At 73.7% G+C, this 17,640-nt stretch carries 13 protein-coding genes; 6 read left to right on the top strand and 7 right to left on the bottom strand.

The window, feature by feature from the left end:
• The first annotated feature begins 6 nt into the window (after positions 1–6).
• Complete coding sequence (locus tag J3473_RS06730; RefSeq protein WP_030526572.1) at positions 7–810, top strand: dioxygenase; 804 nt, start codon at positions 7–9, stop codon at positions 808–810.
• A 49-nt stretch (positions 811–859) separates the two neighbouring features.
• The gene (locus J3473_RS06725) at positions 860–1,636 is read left to right on the top strand and encodes a maleylpyruvate isomerase N-terminal domain-containing protein (RefSeq protein ID WP_207022425.1); all 777 of its coding nucleotides are present in this window, start codon (positions 860–862) and stop codon (positions 1,634–1,636) included.
• On the opposite strand, the gene J3473_RS06720 is transcribed toward J3473_RS06725, so the two are convergent.
• The 4 genes from J3473_RS06720 to J3473_RS06705 all read right to left on the bottom strand — a co-directional run bounded on the left by J3473_RS06720 (position 1,633) and on the right by J3473_RS06705 (position 6,890).
• Positions 1,633–2,316, bottom strand: coding sequence for a dienelactone hydrolase family protein (locus J3473_RS06720; RefSeq protein WP_242525723.1), 684 nt, complete (start codon positions 2,314–2,316; stop codon positions 1,633–1,635). The two genes, J3473_RS06725 and J3473_RS06720, sit on opposite strands and share 4 nt — an antisense overlap.
• A 30-nt stretch (positions 2,317–2,346) precedes the next feature.
• A complete protein-coding gene (locus J3473_RS06715; protein WP_207022423.1) occupies positions 2,347–2,637 on the bottom strand; it encodes a hypothetical protein in 291 nt (96 codons plus the stop codon).
• A 12-nt stretch (positions 2,638–2,649) separates the two neighbouring features.
• Entirely contained in the window at positions 2,650–4,401 is a 1,752-nt protein-coding gene (locus J3473_RS06710; protein ID WP_207022573.1) for a sodium:solute symporter family protein, read from the bottom strand.
• 164 nt (positions 4,402–4,565) lie between these two features.
• The gene (locus tag J3473_RS06705) at positions 4,566–6,890 is read right to left on the bottom strand and encodes a glycosyltransferase family 2 protein (protein WP_207022422.1); all 2,325 of its coding nucleotides are present in this window, start codon (positions 6,888–6,890) and stop codon (positions 4,566–4,568) included.
• 429 nt (positions 6,891–7,319) lie between these two features.
• On the opposite strand from J3473_RS06705, the gene J3473_RS06700 reads away from it, so the two are divergent.
• The 4 genes from J3473_RS06700 to J3473_RS19645 are packed head-to-tail and all read left to right on the top strand — an operon-like array spanning position 7,320 to position 13,189.
• Positions 7,320–7,457: a hypothetical protein gene (locus J3473_RS06700; RefSeq protein ID WP_207022421.1), complete on the top strand. Its 138-nt coding sequence runs from the start codon at positions 7,320–7,322 to the stop codon at positions 7,455–7,457.
• A 49-nt stretch (positions 7,458–7,506) separates the two neighbouring features.
• The gene (locus J3473_RS06695) at positions 7,507–8,883 is read left to right on the top strand and encodes a glycosyltransferase (RefSeq protein WP_207022420.1); all 1,377 of its coding nucleotides are present in this window, start codon (positions 7,507–7,509) and stop codon (positions 8,881–8,883) included.
• The gene (locus J3473_RS06690; RefSeq protein ID WP_207022419.1) at positions 8,880–11,033 is read left to right on the top strand and encodes an acyltransferase family protein; all 2,154 of its coding nucleotides are present in this window, start codon (positions 8,880–8,882) and stop codon (positions 11,031–11,033) included. The genes J3473_RS06695 and J3473_RS06690 overlap by 4 nt, the downstream gene beginning before the upstream one ends.
• Positions 11,030–13,189, top strand: coding sequence for an acyltransferase family protein (locus J3473_RS19645; protein WP_207022418.1), 2,160 nt, complete (start codon positions 11,030–11,032; stop codon positions 13,187–13,189). The genes J3473_RS06690 and J3473_RS19645 overlap by 4 nt, the downstream gene beginning before the upstream one ends.
• On the opposite strand, the gene J3473_RS06680 is transcribed toward J3473_RS19645, so the two are convergent.
• The 3 genes from J3473_RS06680 to J3473_RS06670 are packed head-to-tail and all read right to left on the bottom strand — an operon-like array spanning position 13,179 to position 17,517.
• On the bottom strand, positions 13,179–15,185 hold the full coding sequence (locus J3473_RS06680) for an ABC transporter ATP-binding protein (RefSeq protein ID WP_207022417.1): 2,007 nt from the start codon (positions 15,183–15,185) through the stop codon (positions 13,179–13,181). The genes J3473_RS19645 and J3473_RS06680 overlap by 11 nt on opposite strands.
• Positions 15,182–16,915 (bottom strand): ABC transporter ATP-binding protein, encoded by a 1,734-nt coding sequence (locus J3473_RS06675; protein WP_207022416.1) that lies wholly within the window; start codon positions 16,913–16,915, stop codon positions 15,182–15,184. Before J3473_RS06675 ends, J3473_RS06680 begins: the two co-directional genes overlap by 4 nt.
• Complete coding sequence (locus J3473_RS06670) at positions 16,915–17,517, bottom strand: TetR/AcrR family transcriptional regulator (protein WP_207022415.1); 603 nt, start codon at positions 17,515–17,517, stop codon at positions 16,915–16,917. The genes J3473_RS06675 and J3473_RS06670 overlap by 1 nt, the downstream gene beginning before the upstream one ends.
• Positions 17,518–17,640 lie beyond the last annotated feature (123 nt).

The raw sequence follows: 17,640 nt of genomic DNA, 5'->3' as shown, positions 1-17,640 counted from the left end.
ACCGCCATGACCGACACCACCGCGTCGAGCCGCCCGCCCGTGCTCTACCTCAGCCACGGCGCCCCGCCCCTGGCGGACGACGCCCTGTGGACCTCGCAGCTGGCCGGCTGGTCGTCGGACCTCCCCCGCCCGGACGCCGTCCTCATGGTCTCGGCCCACTGGGAGCAGGCGCCCGTCTCGGTGTCGGCCACGAGCGGCGACGTGCCGCTCACCTACGACTTCTGGGGCTTCCCGCAGCGCTACTACGACGTCACCTACGACGCCCCGGGCGCGCCCGAGGTCGCCCGGTCCGTGGCCCGGCTGCTCGCCCCGGCCGGCGAGACGCTGCACCAGGACCCGACCCGCGGCCTCGACCACGGCGCGTACGTCCCGCTCAAGGAGATGTACCCCGACGCCGACGTGCCGGTCGTCCAGCTCTCGATGCCGACCCTCGACCCGCACCGCCTCTTCGACCTCGGCCGGCGCCTCGCCCCGTTGCGCGACGAGAACGTGCTCATCGTCGGGTCGGGCTTCACGACGCACAACCTCGGCTGGTTCGACCCGCGCGCCGGGTCCGACGCCGCGCCACCCACGCCGTCCGCGGAGTTCGACCACTGGGCCGCCGAGACGGTCGCGGCCGGTGACGTCGACGCCGTCCTCGACTTCCTCGCCAAGGCTCCCGCGGCCCGCGAGGCCCACCCGCGCACCGAGCACTGGGCCCCGCTCTACGTCGCGCTCGGTGCGGCGTCGGTCCACGGCGACACCGCCGGGACGAGCGTCATCGACGGGTTCTGGTTCGGCCTGAGCAAGCGCTCTTGGCAGTTCGCCTGAGCCGGACGCCCCCTCGCGCCGGCGCCCGGCGCAGCGGCACACTGGCGCGATGACCGCCGCCGTCGACCTCGACACCCACCTCGCCGGGCTCGCCGAGGCCACCGACCGCCTCGTGCGGTGGGCGGGCGAGACGGACCCGGGAGCCGCCGTCCCCACCTGCCCCGACTGGACCGTTGGTGACCTGCTGGTGCACCAGGGCGCCGTGCACCGCTGGGCGACGGCCATGCTGCGCGGCGGCGACCCGCGCACGCTCGACATCCCGGACCTCGAGCCGGAGGGGCGCGCCGCACCGGACGTGACGGCCTGGCTGCGCACGGGCGCCGACGAGCTGCTGGCGACGCTCGACGACGCGCCGGACGACCTGGAGGCCTTCACCTTCCTGCGCGAGGCGCCGCCGGCCCGCCTGTTCTGGGCCCGGCGTCAGCACCACGAGACCGCGGTGCACGCGCTCGACGTGCTCGCCGCCCGCGAGGGGCGGGCACCGACGGCGGCCGACGCCTGGTGGACCCCCGCGGTGGCCGCCGACGCGGTCGACGAGCTCCTCGTCGGCTTCTGGCCGCGGCGCGGCAGGGGGCCTCGCGCGGAGGGCGACCCGTACGAGGCGCTCGTCTCGGCCGCGGACACCGGCGACCGGTGGCTCGTCGGCGTGGGCACCGACGCCACGACCACCGGACGGCTCACGCCCGCCGACGGGGCGCCGGACGGCGCGGCGTCGCTGGCCGGTCCGGCGGTCGACCTGCACCTGGCCCTGTGGAACCGCGGCGGCGTCGTCGAGGACCCGGACGGCCTCCTTCCCCGCTGGGTGGACCGGGGCCGCGTCGTCTAGCGCGCCGGGGCGCCGAGGTGCTCGGCGAGGAAGGCGTCGATGCGCTCCCAGGCGTCGGAGGCCGCGACGGGGTCGGGCCCCGCGTGCAGGACCAGGCGCGTCACCGGGGCCATCCACCACGGCGCCGAGTCGGTGGGGTTGAGGAAGGAGTGCCCCGCGCCCGGGTACTCGCGGACGTCGTGCGGCACCCCGCGGGCCGCCAGGGCCACCTCGAGCCTCTCGGCGGCGCCGCTCAGGCTGCGGTCGCGGCCGCCGTAGCTCGCGACGACCGGGCACGCGCCGTCGAGGGCGTCCGGCGTGCTCGGGAGCATCCCGTAGTTGACCGACGCGGCGGCCCACCCGGGGCGCGGCGCGAGGGCGAGCGCGAAGGCCCCGCCCATGCAGAAGCCGATGACGCCGACCCGGCCGGTGCAGCGCTCGTCACCGACCAGCTGCGCGCGGGCGGCCTCGACGTCGTCGAACGCCGGCCCGTGGCCGCGCCGCAGCGCCGTGAAGGTCGCCCGGAGGCACGCCGAGCGGCGCCCGCGCGAGAAGAGGTCGGGGGCCAGGGTGAGGAACCCCGCCCCGGCCATCCGGTCCGCCAGGACGCGCATGTTCCCGTCGAGCCCGAAGGCCTCGTGGACGAGCACGAGCCCCGGCCACGGGCCCTCGCCCGCGGGGACGGCCAGGTGGGCCGGCACGTCACCGACCCTCGTCGCGCCACCCACGGCTCAGTGCCCGGCGCGCGGGCGCTTCTTGGGCGCCGGACGGGTGGGGTCGTCGGTGACGGGCTCCACGTCCTCCGGGACCACCACCGGCCGCAGCCGGGACCAGGCGACGAACCCGAGCCCGACGACGAGCAGGGCGAGACCCGCCCAGAGGTTGGCGTTCGGCCCGCCCGTCTTGTCGGTCTCGGGGTCGGCGAAGATCCCCATGCCCGTGAGGATCACGCCGTAGATCGCCAGGAGGCCACCGATGACGTTGCGAATGTCGAAGGCTCCGGCCGTGTGCTTCTCTGCCATGACGACTCCCGCTCAGAAGAGGATGTTGAGGACGATGACCATGCCGAGCGCCACGCCGGCGAGCGGCACGGTGCGGCGGTACCACGGGTAGGACGCCTCGTTCGGGTCGGTGCGGGTCTCCACCGGGGTCTCGGAGTACACGAGCCCGACGAGCTGCTCGGCCGGTTTCGGCTGCGTCACCATGGTGACCGCCACCGACACCGCGATGTCGACGACGAAGGCCGTGGAGGCGGCCACGAACGCCGCGCCCTGGCCGGAGAGGGGGAGCACCCCGAGCGAGGCCGACCCGAACGCGTCCTCGCTGAGGAACGCGACGACCACGGCGGAGAGCGTTCCCGAGACCAGCCCGCTCCACCCGGCGGCCGGGGTCATCCGCTTCCAGAACATCCCGAGGATGAAGGTCGCGAACAGCGGCGCGTTGAAGAAGCCGAAGAGGGTCTGGAGGTAGTTCATGATGTTGCTGAACGAGCTCGCGATGAGCGCCGTGAAGATGGCGACGACGGTCGCACCGATCGTGGCCAGGCGCCCGATCCTCAGGTAGTAGTCGTCGGACCGGTCCTTGCGGATGTAGTTCTCCCACAGGTCGTAGCTGAAGACCGTGTTGAACGCCGAGATGTTGGCCGCCATGCCGGCCATGAACGCCGCGAGCAGGCCGGTGAGGGCCAGCCCGAGCAGGCCGTTGGGCAGCACGTCACGCATGAGGTAGAGCAGCGAGTCGTTGTAGGCGACCCCCTGGCCCGAGGCCCCGCCGGGCGGGCTGCCCCCGTTCTTCAGGTCGACGATCTCGGGGACCAGGACCGCGGCGATCATGCCCGGGAAGATCGTGAGGAACGGGACGAACATCTTCGGGAAGGCCCCGATGACCGGCGTCTTGCGGGCCGCCGCGATGGAGTCCGAGGCCATCGCGCGCTGGACCTCGACGAAGTTGGTCGTCCAGTAGCCGAAGGAGAGGACGAAGCCGAGGCCGAAGACGATCCCGATGACCGACAGCACCGGGCTGTCGAACCCGGTGAGCGCCTGACCGGGCCAGGAGCTGAGCTGCTGGTCGGCGGGGGGCACCGCGGCCTCGGCCGGTGCGTTGGCCGCCATCTCGGTGATCTTGTCCTTGAGCCCCCCGTAGCCGCCGACCCGGTGCAGGCCGATGAGCACGAGCGGGAGGAGGCTCGCGACGATGACGAAGAACTGGAGCACCTCGTTGTAGATCGCCGCCGAGAGACCGCCGAGGGTGATGTACGAGAGGACGATGGCCGCGGCGACGGCCAGGGCGATCCACAGCGGCCAGCCGAGGAGGGCGTGGACGATGGAGCCGAGCAGGTAGAGGTTGACGCCCGCGATGAGCAGCTGGGCCACGGCGAAGGAGATCGCGTTGACCAGGTGTGCGCGCTTGTCGAACCGGCGGAGCATGAACTCCGGCACCGAGCGGACCTTGGAGCCGTAGTAGAAGGGCATCATCACGATGCCGAGGAAGAGCATCGCCGGGATGGCGCCGACCCAGAAGTAGTGGACGGTCGAGATGCCGAACTGGGCGCCGTTGGCGCTCATGCCCATGATCTCGACGGCGCCGAGGTTGGCGGAGATGAACGCCAGGCCGGTCACCCAGGCCGGCAGGGAGCGCCCGGAGAGGAAGAAGTCGACCGAGTCCGACACCGACCGCCGCGCGATGAGGCCGATGCCGAGGACGAAGACGAAGTAGACGACGAGGATGAGGTAGTCCACCGGGCTCGCGTCGATGAGGGTGTCCGCAGCGGGCAGCGCCGCCGGCACCCCCTGGACCAACGCCTGTGCTCCTGCAGCGACCACGACCACCACCAGCTCCTCGTCGAGGGTGACGCCGGGCCCGACGCCGCCCGCCACGCTAACGCCTGCGCGGGGGCGTGCGGGGGCCGGGTGACCGGCGGTTTCGCGGGGTCAGCGGGTGGGGCCCCGGGTCAGGCCGCGCGCCGGGCCGCCGGTGCCGCGAGGGCCCGCCCCGAGCGTGGGGTGACGATCCAGTCGTGGGCGCCGGTCAGCTCGCGGACGTGCGCGACCCGGGCGACCGCGTTGCGGAACTCGGTGTAGAAGAACATCCCCGCGAGGAGGTAGCCCACGAACCACAGCGGCCGGCGGCGCAGGGCGGGCGTCGCGTTGAGCCACGCGAAGAACGTCTGGGCGGGAGCGGTCGACAGGGGCACGAGCACCGCGAGGACGAGGACGGTCGTCACCGGCACCTGCGCGAGGTCCCCGTCGACCCGCCACAGGGCGTGCAGCGCCAGAGGGAGGCTCAGCTGCCCGACCCACGGGGCCATCTCGCGCCAGCGCAGGAGGTAGAACATGCCGATGCGCTGGCGCCGCGCGAGCGGGACGGTGTTGCCGACCGAGCGGGCGTGCCGACGCGTCACCTGGAACCAGCCCTGCGCCCAGCGCAGGCGCTGCCACCACAGGGCCCCGGGGGACGTCGGCGCGAGCTCGTGCGAGACGAGCCCGGCGTCGTAGACGATGCGGCCGCCGTCGGAGATCAGCCGGACGCTGGAGTCGATGTCCTCGGTGAGCATCGTCGAGCGCAGCCGCACCCGCCGCAGGACCGCGGTGCGCCAGTAGCCGTTCGAGCCGCCGAAGACCGCGAAGCCGTGCAGGCGCGAGCGGCCCGGGTGAGAGACGCCGTAGATGTTCTCGAACTCGACGGCGACGAGCCGCGCCGTGAGGGAGGCGTCGCCGTTGCGGACGACGCAGCGCCCCTGGACGACGTCGGCGCCGTCGGCGATCCAGCGCCAGGCCCGGTCGAAGGCGTCCGGCGCCGGGTGGTGGTCGGCGTCGAACACGCCGACGACCTCGCCGGTCACGTGGGCGAGGGCCGCGTTGACGTTCTGCGCCTTGGAGGTGCTGCCCTCGACGCAGAGCAGGAGCAGCCGGGGGTCGGTGCGGGCGAGGTCCTCGAGGACGTCCTCGACGGGGAGGCGGTGGGGTCGGTTGTAGGCGAGGACGACCTGGAGGTCCCGTTGGTCGCTCGAGAGCACCGACCGCAGCGTCTCGACGACGGTCGCCGCCTCGTTCGGGAGGTAGGCGGCGACGACGGCCGACATCCGGGGGGCCGGCCCCGGGGGCGCGGCCGGCAGCCGCGGGCGCCGCAGCGAGAAGAGGCCCTCCAGCCAGAGGCTCAGCGTGGTGACGCCCATGAAGACCACGACCACACCGAACACGACGTCGGCGACGGGGTGGCCGAGCCGGTCCGCGACGACGAGCCCGACGAACGGCAGCACGACCCCGAGCAGGACGGTGAGGGCGAGCTGCAGCGTCGCGGTGGTGCGCCGACGACGAAGGCGTCGCAGGCGCGGTGACCGACGGCGGGCGGCCCGCTCGCCCTCCGGCTCCATGCCGGCGTGCCAGGATCGGGCCCGCAGGTCCAGCTCCTCGCCCGCGAGGTCGTGCGCGGCGACGGCGCGCCCGAGGAGGGAGGCCGGTCGCAGCCCCGGCTCGGAGCGTGCCCAGCCGACGACCGGCGTCAGGTGCACGGTCTCGCCGGCCACCTCCGGCGCCAGCGACGTGAGGCGTGCCGACAGCTCGGCCAGCCGGTGCTCGACCCACGCGTCGTCGCGGTCCTTGAGGAGCAGGAGCACGCGCCCCCGGGCGTCGCGGGCGGCCAGCTCGGTCACGACCGCGGCGTCGACGACGACCCCGGCCACGACCTGGAGCGCCTCCTCCGCCGCGTGCCCACCGAGCCTGCGACGCAGCGCCTCCCGCTCGGCGATGTCGATGACCGCGACCGCGGCGCGCGGCCGACCGGGCTCCGGTGCCCGGCCCTCGCGCTCGACCTCCGCACGCAGCTCGGACTCGCTGACGAGGACCCGGCCGGCGCGCACCGAGGGGCCCTCCTCGACGCGTCGCACGACCGACGAGACGACCTGTCGGGCCCGCTCCCGGGCGGCGAGGTCGTCGTCGCCCGCACCGGCCGGTACGGCCACGACGGGCAGCTCGCGCAGCCCGAGCGCCGCCAGCCGGCGGCCGAGGACGTGCACCGGTGCGGCGTCGTCGCGGACGACCCACACGACCGCCGCGGCGTGCTCGTCGCGGACCAGCGCGACGGCGGCGCGCCAGCCGTCGTCGTCGGGGACGCCCGGCCCGGAGACCGCAGACGCCACGACGGCCCGGGCGCCCAGCCGCGCGAACCGGGACGTCAGCGCGTGCGTGAGGGCGGGGTCGACACCGCCGCCGAGGACGACGACGGCCGGCCCGGAGTCGGCGGGCGCACGGCGCACCGGGTCTGGGTAGGTGTCCATGAGGGCTCCCTGCGGTCGAGCAGCGACGAGCCGGTTCCCCTGCGTCGCAGCAGATTACGAGTGTTCATTCTGCGCGTCGCCGTTGACCCGGGGGAGCTGCCGGCCGGACGGGCCGGGCGGAGGTCCCCTGCGTCGACCATCGAACAGGCCCGCTGAGGACGCTGCTGTTACGGCGTGTGTCCATCGCGTTAATTCTCCGGGTGGGGGTCTTGCCCCGGGTGGCGTGGAGCGGCACGGTGTGCTCCAGACCCGCAGCGCTCCACCCGAAGACGCCGGAGCGTCGGGTCGCGCCGACCAGAGCCGTGCGGCGCCGGATCCCGTTCCCCCGGAACGGCTCCCACCGCAGGCCTGTGACTCGACGACGCGCACCCGGCCCGCTCCCCCGCCACGTCCGCCGGCACCCGCCGGCCCTCCTCGTCCGGAGCAGCCATGTCCTCTGCGCTCAGCCGCGTCCACTCCCTCGTGGACGCAGTCGTCTTCGGCAACGGCTGGCTCGCCCTCGGGGGGCTCGTGCTCGTCGTCGGGCTCGCCGTGGCCGTCCGCCTCCTCGCACCGCTGCGCGTCTGACGCGATCCGCCCGCTCACCCGAAACCCCTCTGCCGGAACAGGACCCCCCATGAGCTTCGGACTCGGCTACCTCACCTACGGCGTGGCGATGCTCGCGCTGCTCACCGGGCTGCTCGTCAACCACCTCGCCTACGCGGCCAAGCTGACGAACTTCGCCCTCTGCTTCACCTTCATGTGGTGCCACCTGGCGCTCAAGGCCGTCGCGAGCCTGGCGGCCAAGCGGCACGTGGCCGACCCCGACGTCGACCTGTCGCTGCTGCGCGTCGACGTCGTCGTCCCGGTCTACAACGAGGACCCCGCCCTGCTCGCCGCAGGGCTGCGCAGCCTCGCCCGGCAGACGCGCCTCCCGCGCGCGGTGTGGGTCGTCGACGACGGGTCGCAGCGCGACGGCGAGCCCTTCCTCGTCCTCGAGTCCGACGAGGTCCGCGAGGCGACGTCCGAGCTCGAGCAGGCCGGGATGACCGTCCACCGGCACCGGCACCACAACCAGGGCAAGCGGCACGCGCAGGCGGTCGCATACGCCCGCTCCGACGCCGACGTCTTCGTCACCGTCGACTCCGACACGGTGCTGCGCGCGGACGCCGTCGACCGGCTGCTCGTCCCGTTCTCCCGGCCCGACGTCATGAGCGTCGCCGGGACGGCGGTGGGGCAGAACCACACCCAGAGCCTGTTCACGCGGATCGTCGAGATCGGCTTCGTCATGAGCTTCATCCAGGGCCGGATGGCCGAGGGTGCGTTCGGCTCGGTGCGCGTCAACTGCGGCATCATCGCGGCGTACCGGGGCGAGGTCCCGCGCCGCAACCTCGACCGGTTCCTCGGCCAGCGCTTCCTCGGCCGGCCGGTGCGCGCCGGCGACGACCGCATCATGACGCTCTTCGCCAAGGAGCTCGGGCGCTGCGAGTACCAGCCCGACGCGGTCGCGTACTCCGCTCTCCCGTCGAAGTTCTCGCACCTCGTCCGGCAGCGCCTGCGGTGGTGCCGCTCCTTCTGCTGGGGCACCCTGTGGCTCCTCCGCCGACCGGTGACGAGCGCCGACTTCTGGTTCACCTTCACGCAGGTGCTCGCCCTCGTCATGTACGGCGTCGCGATGGTCGCGGCCGTCCCGGGCGTCCTCCTCGGGGCGATCAACCCCGCCCTGCTCTGGTCCACCCTGCTGACGGCGGCCGCGATCTCGCTCGCCTCGCACTTCCGGTACGTCCTGCTCGCCCGCCAGGACGAGCCGCTCTCCAACCGCCTGATGATCTGGTGGGTCAGCCCGCTGGCCAGCATCCTCAGCATGCTCGTGCTGCTGCCGCTCTACTACGTCGCCGTCTCCTCCCCCAAGCCCCAGCGCACGTGGGGGACCCGCAAGAAGGTCGAGGTCGGCCTCTACCCCGCCGGCGCCGGGCTCGAGCCGGCCAGCGCGGGGACAGGGGCGACGGCATGAGCGTCATCGACCTCGTCGGCCCGTCCCGCACGGCCACCGGCCCCGACCTGGGGCGGGGGTGGCTGCGGGGGTACCGCCCCGACATCGAGGCCCTGCGCGCCCTGGCCGTCGTCCTCGTCGTGCTCTACCACGCAGGCGTGCCCTTCCTGAAAGGCGGCTACGTCGGCGTCGACGTCTTCTTCGTCATCTCCGGCTACCTCATCACCCGCCACCTCCACACCCAGCTCACCACCCACGGCCGGATCAGCCTCACCGACTTCTACGCCCGCCGCATCCGCCGCCTGCTGCCCCTGGCCACCCTCGTCACCCTCGCCACCCTCACCGCCACCTGGCTCATCGCCTCCCCCCTCCAGGCCCGCCGCACCGCCACCGACGCCCTCTGGTCCACCCTCTTCGCGATGAACATCCACCTCGCCAACAGCGGCGTGGACTACCAGGCCAACCAGGACCCCTCACCCCTGCAGCACTACTGGTCCCTGGCCATCGAGGAGCAGTTCTACCTCCTCTGGCCCCTCCTGATCACCCCCGCCGGCCTGGTCTGGCCCCGCCGCCGCCACACCCCCCGAGGCACCCGCCCCACCCCCCACACCCCCCTGCTCCTGACCGTCCTCACCCTGACCACCGCCGCCTCCCTCGCCTACGCCATCCACACCACCGACATCGCCCGCTCCCTGGCCTACTTCGCCACCCCCGCCCGCGCCTGGGAGCTCGGCATCGGCGGCATCCTCGCCATCGCCGCCCCCACCCTGGCCCGCACCCGAGCCCTGGCCCACACCCCCACCACCACCCTCCTGGCCCTCACCGGCCTGGCCGCCATCACCACCAGCGCCCTCCTCTACACCGACACCACCCCCTTCCCCGGCACCGCCGCCCTCCTGCCCGTCCTGGGCACCGCCGCCACCCTCACCGCCGGCCTGCACCACGCCACCCCCCTCGAGACCCACCTCCTGGACACCCCCCTGCCCCAAGGACTCGGCCGCATCTCCTACGGCCTCTACCTCTGGCACTGGCCCCTGCTCACCCTCGCCCCCACCTACCTCGACACCACCCCCACCCCCCTGCAGACCACCGCCACCCTCGCCCTGGCCCTCTGGCTCTCGGTCGTGTCGTACGCGGTCGTCGAGGCGCCGGTCCGCGACGTCGTCCGGCTCCGGCTGCCGGCCCGGCGCACGGTGGCCGGCGGGCTGGCGCTCGTGGCGGCGACGTCGGTGGGGGTCGTCGGGTCGGCGTCCCTCGTGCCCGACGCCCGCGGCACCGGACGGGCCGCCGTCGCCCTCACCGACGGGCTCACGGCCCTCGACTCGGTGGCCACGGGCGCCCAGGTCGTCCAGGTGCCCTCGAACCTCACCCCCGCCCTCGACGTCGCCGCCACCGACGACCCCGCACGGGCCCTGCCCGCGGCGGCGCACTGCCACACGACGCTGCTCGCGACGACGCTGAGCGACGACGGCAGCCCCTGCGTGTTCGGCGACCCCGAGGCATCGACCACCGTCGTCCTCGCCGGCGACTCGCACGCCTTCCAGTGGCTCCCGACCCTCGACCTGCTGGGCCGCCAGCGGCACTGGCGGGTCGTGTCGATGACCAAGGGTGCGTGCCCGCTGTACGACGTGGCGCTGGAGAACCAGACCCTGCGCCGCGACTACCGCGAGTGCTACACGTGGCGCGAGCGGGTGCTCGAGCGCATCACGGCCGAGCAGGCCGACCTGGTCGTCACCACCGGCGCCGTGTTCTCCTCCCGCGGCGACGCGTTCGCCGCGGCCTGGGCCGACGGGGTGGACGCCACCGTGACGGGGCTGCGGGCGCAGGGCCGCGAGGTCGTCGTCCTCGAGGACACCCCCTACCCCGGGCGCGACGTCCCCGAGTGCCTGGCCTCGCACCTCGACCGCGCGACCTCCTGCACCACCCCGCTCGAGGAGGCCCTCAGCGACCCCGTCCGGCGCGCCGGCACCCGGGAGCGGGCCGTGGCCGCCGGGGCGGTCGTCGTCGACCCCGCCCCGTGGTTCTGCACGAGCACCCGCTGCGCGGTCGTCGTCGGCGACACCCTCGTCTACCGCGACAACAGCCACCTGACCGCCACCTACGCCCGCGCCCTGGCCCCCCAGCTGGCCGCCGCCCTGCCCGCCCCCTTCGGTCCCGGGAGGACCTCGTGACGACCCTCGCCGCCCCGCCCCGCCGGGCACGCCACCTGCAGCCCGCGCCCGACCTGGGGCGGGGGTGGCTGCGGGGGTACCGCCCCGACATCGAGGCCCTGCGCGCCCTGGCCGTCGTCCTCGTCGTGCTCTACCACGCAGGCGTGCCCTTCCTGAAAGGCGGCTACGTCGGCGTCGACGTCTTCTTCGTCATCTCCGGCTACCTCATCACCCGCCACCTCCACACCGAGCTCACCACCCACGGCCGGATCAGCCTCACCGACTTCTACGCCCGCCGCATCCGCCGCCTGCTGCCCCTGGCCACCCTCGTCACCCTCGCCACCCTCACCGCCACCTGGCTCATCGCCTCCCCCCTCCAGGCCCGCCGCACCGCCACCGACGCCCTCTGGTCCACCCTCTTCGCGATGAACATCCACCTCGCCAACAGCGGCGTGGACTACCAGGCCAACCAGGACCCCTCACCCCTGCAGCACTACTGGTCCCTGGCCATCGAGGAGCAGTTCTACCTCCTCTGGCCCCTCCTGATCACCGCCGCCGGCCTGGTCTGGCTCCGCCGCCGCCACACCCCCCGAGGCACCCGCCCCACCCCCCACACCCCCCTGCTCCTGACCGTCCTCACCCTGACCACCGCCGCCTCCCTCGCCTACGCCATCCACACCACCGACATCGCCCGCTCCCTGGCCTACTTCGCCACCCCCGCCCGCGCCTGGGAGCTCGGCATCGGCGGCATCCTCGCCATCGCCGCCCCCACCCTGGCCCGCACCCGAGCCCTGGCCCACACCCCCACCACCACCCTCCTGGCCCTCACCGGCCTGGCCGCCATCACCACCAGCGCCCTCCTCTACACCGACACCACCCCCTTCCCCGGCACCGCCGCCCTCCTGCCCGTCCTGGGCACCGCCGCCACCCTCACCGCCGGCCTGCACCACGCCCCCCCCCTCGAGACCCACCTCCTGGACACCCCCCTGCCCCAAGGACTCGGCCGCATCTCCTACGGCCTCTACCTCTGGCACTGGCCCCTGCTCACCCTCGCCCCCACCTACCTCGACACCACCCCCACCCCCCTGCAGACCACCGCCACCCTCGCCCTGGCCCTCTGGCTCTCGACGATCTCCTACTTCGGGCTCGAGGACCCCGTGCGGCGGATGCGCGCGCTGGCCCGCCTGCCGTGGCGGGCGGTCGTCGCGGGCCTCGGCGTCGCGGGCGTCACCGCGTCGGTGAGCCTGGCCGCGGCGGTGCTGATCCCCGACCCGAAGGGCACCGGGGCGCAGGCCGCGAGCGTCGACCCCGCGCAGGTCGTGACGGCGGTCGGGGACGCGACGACGCTGCGTGCCCTCCCCGCCAACCTCTCCCCCGCGCTCGCCGACGTCCCGCAGGACACCCCCTCCCCGACGACCGGCGACGGCATCTCGTGCATGGTCGACCTGCTCGACACGAGCATCGCCCGCGACCCCGCCGGCACCTGCGTCTTCGGCGACCCGACCGCCGACACCACCGTCGTCCTCGCCGGCGACAGCCACGCCTACCAGTGGCTGCCCGCGCTCGAGGCCGTCGCCGTGCAGCGGGGCTGGCGCGTCGTGTCGATGACCAAGTCCGGCTGCCCGCTCTACGACGTCCCGCTCGTCAACACCCTGCTCAAGCGCGACTACCGCGAGTGCTACGCCTGGCGGGGCGAGGTGCTCGCGCGGATCGCGGCGGAGAAGCCGGACCAGGTGCTCCTCAGCGCCTTCACCGGCTCCGAGAAGCCCGACCCCGGGTTCACCGGGCGCTGGGCCGACGGCGTGGAGAAGACGGTCGGCGGCCTGCGCGCGCAGGGCATCGGGGTGACGGTCCTCGCCGACACGCCCTACCCCCGCCGCGACGTGCCCGAGTGCCTCGCCGCCCACCTCGACGACGCCCGCGCGTGCGCCGTGCCCCGGGACGAGGCCCTCAGCGACCCGACGCGCCGCGCGGCCACGCTGCGCGCGGCCCGGCAGGCCGGCGCGAGCACCGTCGACCCCACCGCGTGGTTCTGCACGCGCAGCACCTGCCCGGTCGTCGTCGGCACGACGGTCGTCTACAGCGACAACAGCCACATGAGCGCGACGTGGTCCACGGCCACCCGCCGGCTGCTGGCCGACGAGCTCGCCCGGATCTCGCCGGTCCTCACGGGCTGACCGACGCCTCCTCGAGGTCGCCGACGGCGCCCTCGAACTGGGCGGCGTGCAGCCGGGCGAACGCGCCGCCGGCGGCGAGCAGCTCGGCGTGCGAGCCGCGCTCGACGATCCGTCCGGCCTCCATGACGAGGATGAGGTCGGCGTCCCGGATCGTCGAGAGCCGGTGCGCGATGACGAAGCTCGTGCGGTCGCTGCGCAGCGCGGCCATCGCGTGCTGGACGAGCAGCTCGGTGCGGGTGTCGACCGAGCTCGTGGCCTCGTCGAGGATGAGCAGCGACGGGTCGGCGAGGAACGCGCGGGCGATCGTGATGAGCTGTCGCTCACCGGCGCTGATGTTGTCGGCCTCGGCGTTGAGCACGGTGTCGTAGCCGTCCGGCAGCGAGTGCACGAAGCGGTCGACGTACGTGGCGCGCGCGGCCTCGAGGATCTCGTCCTCGGTGGCGCCGGGTCGCCCGTAGGCGATGTTGTCGCGGATCGTGCCCGCGAACAGCCAGGTGTCCTGCAGGACCATGCCGGTGCGCGAGCGCAGGTCGTGACGGGTCAGCTCACGGATGTCCCTGCCGTCGAGGGTGATCCGACCGCCGTCGAGCTCGTAGAAGCGCATCACGAGGTTGACCAGCGTCGTCTTGCCGGCGCCGGTCGGGCCGACGATGGCGACGGTCTGCCCGGGCTCCACGAGGAGGTCGAGGCGCTCGATGAGCGGCTCGTCCGGCGAGTACGAGAACGACACGTCCTCGAAGGCCACGCGGCCGCGGGGGTCGTCGATGCGGGCGGGCGTCCCGGAGTCGGGCTCCTGCTCGGGGGCGTCGAGGACCTCGAACACCCGCTCGGCGGAGGCGACCCCGCTCTGCATGAGGTTCGCCATCGACGCCACCTGGGTCAGCGGCTGCGTGAACTGGCGCGAGTACTGGATGAACGCCTGCACGTCACCGAGGCTCATCGTGCCGCTCGCGACCCGCAGGCCGCCGACGACGGCGATGGCGACGTAGTTGAGGTTCCCGATGAACATGAGCGTCGGCATGATGACGCCGCTGATGAACTGCGCGCGGAAGCTCGCGTGGTGCAGCGCGTCGTTGGACACGGCGAACTCGCGGTCGGCCTCGGCCTGCCGGCCGAAGACCTTGACGAGCTCGTGCCCGGTGAAGGTCTCCTCGACGACGGCGTTGACCTCGCCGGTGCTCTTCCACTGCTGGACGAAGTGCCCCTGCGACCGCTTGCCGATGGCCGCCGTGACGACCATCGTCACCGGGATCGTCACGAGGGCGATGACCGCGAGCAGCGGCGAGATGTAGACCATCATCGCGATCATCGCGACGACGGTGAGGAGCGAGGTGACGAGCTGGCTGAGGGTCTGCTGGAGGCTCTGCGCGACGTTGTCGATGTCGTTGGTGACCCGGCTCAGCAGCTCGCCGCGCGGCTGGGCGTCGAAGTACGGCAGCGGGAGCCGGTTGAGCTTGTCCTCCACCGCCTCGCGCAGCCGGTAGACGGTGCGGTTGACCGCGCTGACGAGCAGCCGGCCCTGGACGAGCTGGAGCACCGCGGCGACGACGTAGATGCCGAGGACGAGCAGCAGCACGCGCCCGACCGCGCCGAAGTCGATGCCCTGCCCGGGCACGACGTCGTCCATGGCGGCGAGCACGTCGGCGACGGTGCCCTGCCCGCGCTGCCGGAGCCCCTCGACGGCCTGCTCCTGCGTGACCCCGGCCGGGATCTGCCGGCTGAAGACACCGGCGAAGATCAGGTCGGTCGCCCGGCCGAGGATCTTCGGGCCGACCGCGTTGAGCACGACCGAGCCGAGGGCCAGGACGAGCGCCCCGACGACGACCGGGCGCTCCGGTCGCAGCAGGCCGAGGACGCGCTTGGCCGACGGCCCGAAGTTCTGCGACTTCTCGGTCGGCATGCCGAGCTGGGCGTGCGGCGGGCCGCCGCGGCGGGCCCCCGCGGGACCGCGCCGGGCCTCGGCCGCCTTCTCCTCCTCGTTCTTCAGCTCGCTCATGCGACCTCCTCCATCGCCTGCTGGCTCTCGACGATCTCGACGTACGTGGGGCACGACGCGACGAGCTCGTCGTGGGTGCCGACCCCGACCACCGCGCCGTCCTCGAGGACGACGACCTGGTCGGCGTGGCGGATGCTCGAGACGCGCTGCGCCACGACCACGACGGTCGCGTCGCGGGTGACCGGCCGCAGGGCCGCACGCAGCCGCGCGTCGGTGGCGACGTCGAGCGCCGAGAACGCGTCGTCGAAGAGGTAGACGGCCGGGCGCCGGACCAGGGCCCGGGCGATGGCCAGCCGCTGGCGCTGGCCGCCGCTGACGTTGGTGCCGCCCTGCGCGATGGGCGTCTCGAGTCCCTGCGGCATCGCCCGCACGAAGTCCTCGGCCTGCGCGATGCGCAGGGCCTCCCACAGCTCCTCGTCCGTCGCGTCCGGGTCCCCGTGGCGCAGGTTGCTCGCGACCGTCCCGCTGAACAGGTAGGGCCGCTGCGGCACGAGCCCGACCCGCGACCAGAGGTCCTCGGGCGCGGCGTCGCGCACGTCGACCCCGCCGACGAGCACCGCCCCCTCGGAGACGTCGTGCAGGCGCGGGACGAGGCCCACGAGCGTCGTCTTGCCCGAGCCCGTCGAGCCGATGACGGCCGTCGTCGTGCCCGGCCGCGCGGTGAACGACACCTCGCGCAGGACCGGCGCGTCGGCGCCGGGGTAGGCGAAGGTCGCGGCGCGCAGCTCGACGGCGACCGGGCCGTCCGGGAGGGCGACCGGCTGCTCCGGCGGGTGGACGGAGGAGCGGGTGTCGAGCACCTCGACGATGCGCCCGGCCGAGACGGTGGCCCGCGGGATCATCATCGACATGAAGGTCGCCATCATCACCGACATGAGGATCTGGATCAGGTAGGACATGAAGGCGGTCAGCGCGCCGATCTGCATGGCGCCGGAGTCGATCCGCATCGCCCCGAACCACAGCACGGCGACGGTCGAGGCGTTGAAGACGACCATGACGATGGGGAAGGCCAGGGCCATGAGCCGGCCGACCGCGAGCGCGGTGCCCGTGTAGGTGTCGTTGGCGTCGGCGAAGCGCTGCCGCTCGACGTCCTCGCGGACGAAGGCGCGCACGACGCGGATGCCGGTGATCTGCTCGCGCAGGATCCGGTTGACCGTGTCGACGGCCTTCTGCATCGCGCGGAAGTGGGGGATCATCCGGCTGATGACGAGGCCCACCGAGGCCCCGAGCAGCGGGACCGCGACGGCGACGAGCCACGAGAGCCCGATGTCCTCGCGCAGCGCCATGACGACGCCGCCGACCATCATGATCGGCGCCGAGACCATGATGGCCAGCCCCATGTAGACGACCTGCTGCACCTGCGTGACGTCGTTCGTCGAGCGGCTGATGAGGGTCGGCGCACCGAACCGCGAGACCTCGCGCGCGGAGAACGACCCGACCCGGCTGAACACCGCCGCCCGCACGTCGCGGCCCATCGACGCCGCGGTGAGGGCGGCGATCCGGGTCGCGGCGATCGTCGCGACGACCTGGAGCAGCGAGACACCGAGCATGAGCATCCCCGCGTTGAGGATGAACCCGGTGTCCCCCACCGCGACTCCCTCGTCGATGATGCGCCCGTTGAGGCTCGGCAGGTAGAGGGAGGCCAGCGTGCCGGCCAGCTGGAGGAGGAGCAGCAGCACGAGCGGACCGGCGTAGGGGCGCAGGTGCGTGCGGACGAGGCGGACGAGCATCAGCGGGCCTCTCGGTCGGTGTGGTGGCGGGTGCCGTCGAGCACGACGGAGACGATCTCGGCCGGCGTCATCGACCGGACGGGGAACATCGGGTGGGCGCTCGAGAGCGTCAGGTGGGCGAGGATGTTGACGACGGTCGAGGGGTCGAACCGCAGGGAGCCGGCGTCCGGGCCGATGAGGTCGACGAACGCGGCGTCGACGGCCGGGTCGCTCATCGAGCGGCGCTTCGGCGGCCCGTCCGGCGGGCGCTGCGGCGGCACCGCAGCCGAGTGGAGGGTGGCCATCAGCCCGATGGCCCGCTCGAGGTGCGCGTGCATCACGGCGACCCCGGCGGCCAGGCGCTCGTCGAGGGTGAGCCCGGGGTCGATGCCCCGCAGGCGCGCCACCGCCGCCGTGGTGTCGAAGACGGCTGCGGCACAGGCCCCGACGAGCTCCTCCTTGGTGCCGAAGGCCCGGAAGACGGTGCCCTCGGCGATGCCGGCGGCCTCGGCGACCTGCTTCGTCGTCAGCGCCGGGCCGTGCTCGCGCAGGAGCGGGATCGTCACCTCGACGATCGCCGAGCGGCGGTCCTCGGGGCTCATGGCGGGGGCGCGAGGGGTCACGAGCAGCCATCGTAAGTGAGTGAGCACTCACTCACAAGCAGTTTTCCCGGACACGGCGGACCCCGCCCTCCGGGCAGGGGTGGAGGGCGGGGCCGAGGAGCCGCGCGTCGGGCGGGAACACGT

It is taken from the genome of Phycicoccus sp. DTK01 (assembly GCF_017312765.1).
GTDB classification, from domain to species: Bacteria; Actinomycetota; Actinomycetes; order Actinomycetales; family Dermatophilaceae; genus Phycicoccus; species Phycicoccus jejuensis.
This window is presented reverse-complemented; position numbering and strand designations above follow the sequence as displayed.

What these genes read in the sequence shown, in the direction of transcription:
- J3473_RS06695 (WP_207022420.1), top strand. Translation starts at nt 7,507, where the DNA reads ATGAGCTTCGGACTCGGCTACCTCACCTACGGCGTGGCGATGCTCGCG.
- J3473_RS06690 (WP_207022419.1), top strand. Translation starts at nt 8,880, where the DNA reads ATGAGCGTCATCGACCTCGTCGGCCCGTCCCGCACGGCCACCGGCCCC.
- J3473_RS06725 (WP_207022425.1), top strand. Translation starts at nt 860, where the DNA reads ATGACCGCCGCCGTCGACCTCGACACCCACCTCGCCGGGCTCGCCGAG.
- J3473_RS06705 (WP_207022422.1), bottom strand. Translation starts at nt 6,890, where the DNA reads ATGGACACCTACCCAGACCCGGTGCGCCGTGCGCCCGCCGACTCCGGG.
- J3473_RS06715 (WP_207022423.1), bottom strand. Translation starts at nt 2,637, where the DNA reads ATGGCAGAGAAGCACACGGCCGGAGCCTTCGACATTCGCAACGTCATC.
- J3473_RS06730 (WP_030526572.1), top strand. Translation starts at nt 7, where the DNA reads ATGACCGACACCACCGCGTCGAGCCGCCCGCCCGTGCTCTACCTCAGC.
- J3473_RS06700 (WP_207022421.1), top strand. Translation starts at nt 7,320, where the DNA reads ATGTCCTCTGCGCTCAGCCGCGTCCACTCCCTCGTGGACGCAGTCGTC.
- J3473_RS06680 (WP_207022417.1), bottom strand. Translation starts at nt 15,185, where the DNA reads ATGAGCGAGCTGAAGAACGAGGAGGAGAAGGCGGCCGAGGCCCGGCGC.
- J3473_RS06675 (WP_207022416.1), bottom strand. Translation starts at nt 16,915, where the DNA reads ATGCTCGTCCGCCTCGTCCGCACGCACCTGCGCCCCTACGCCGGTCCG.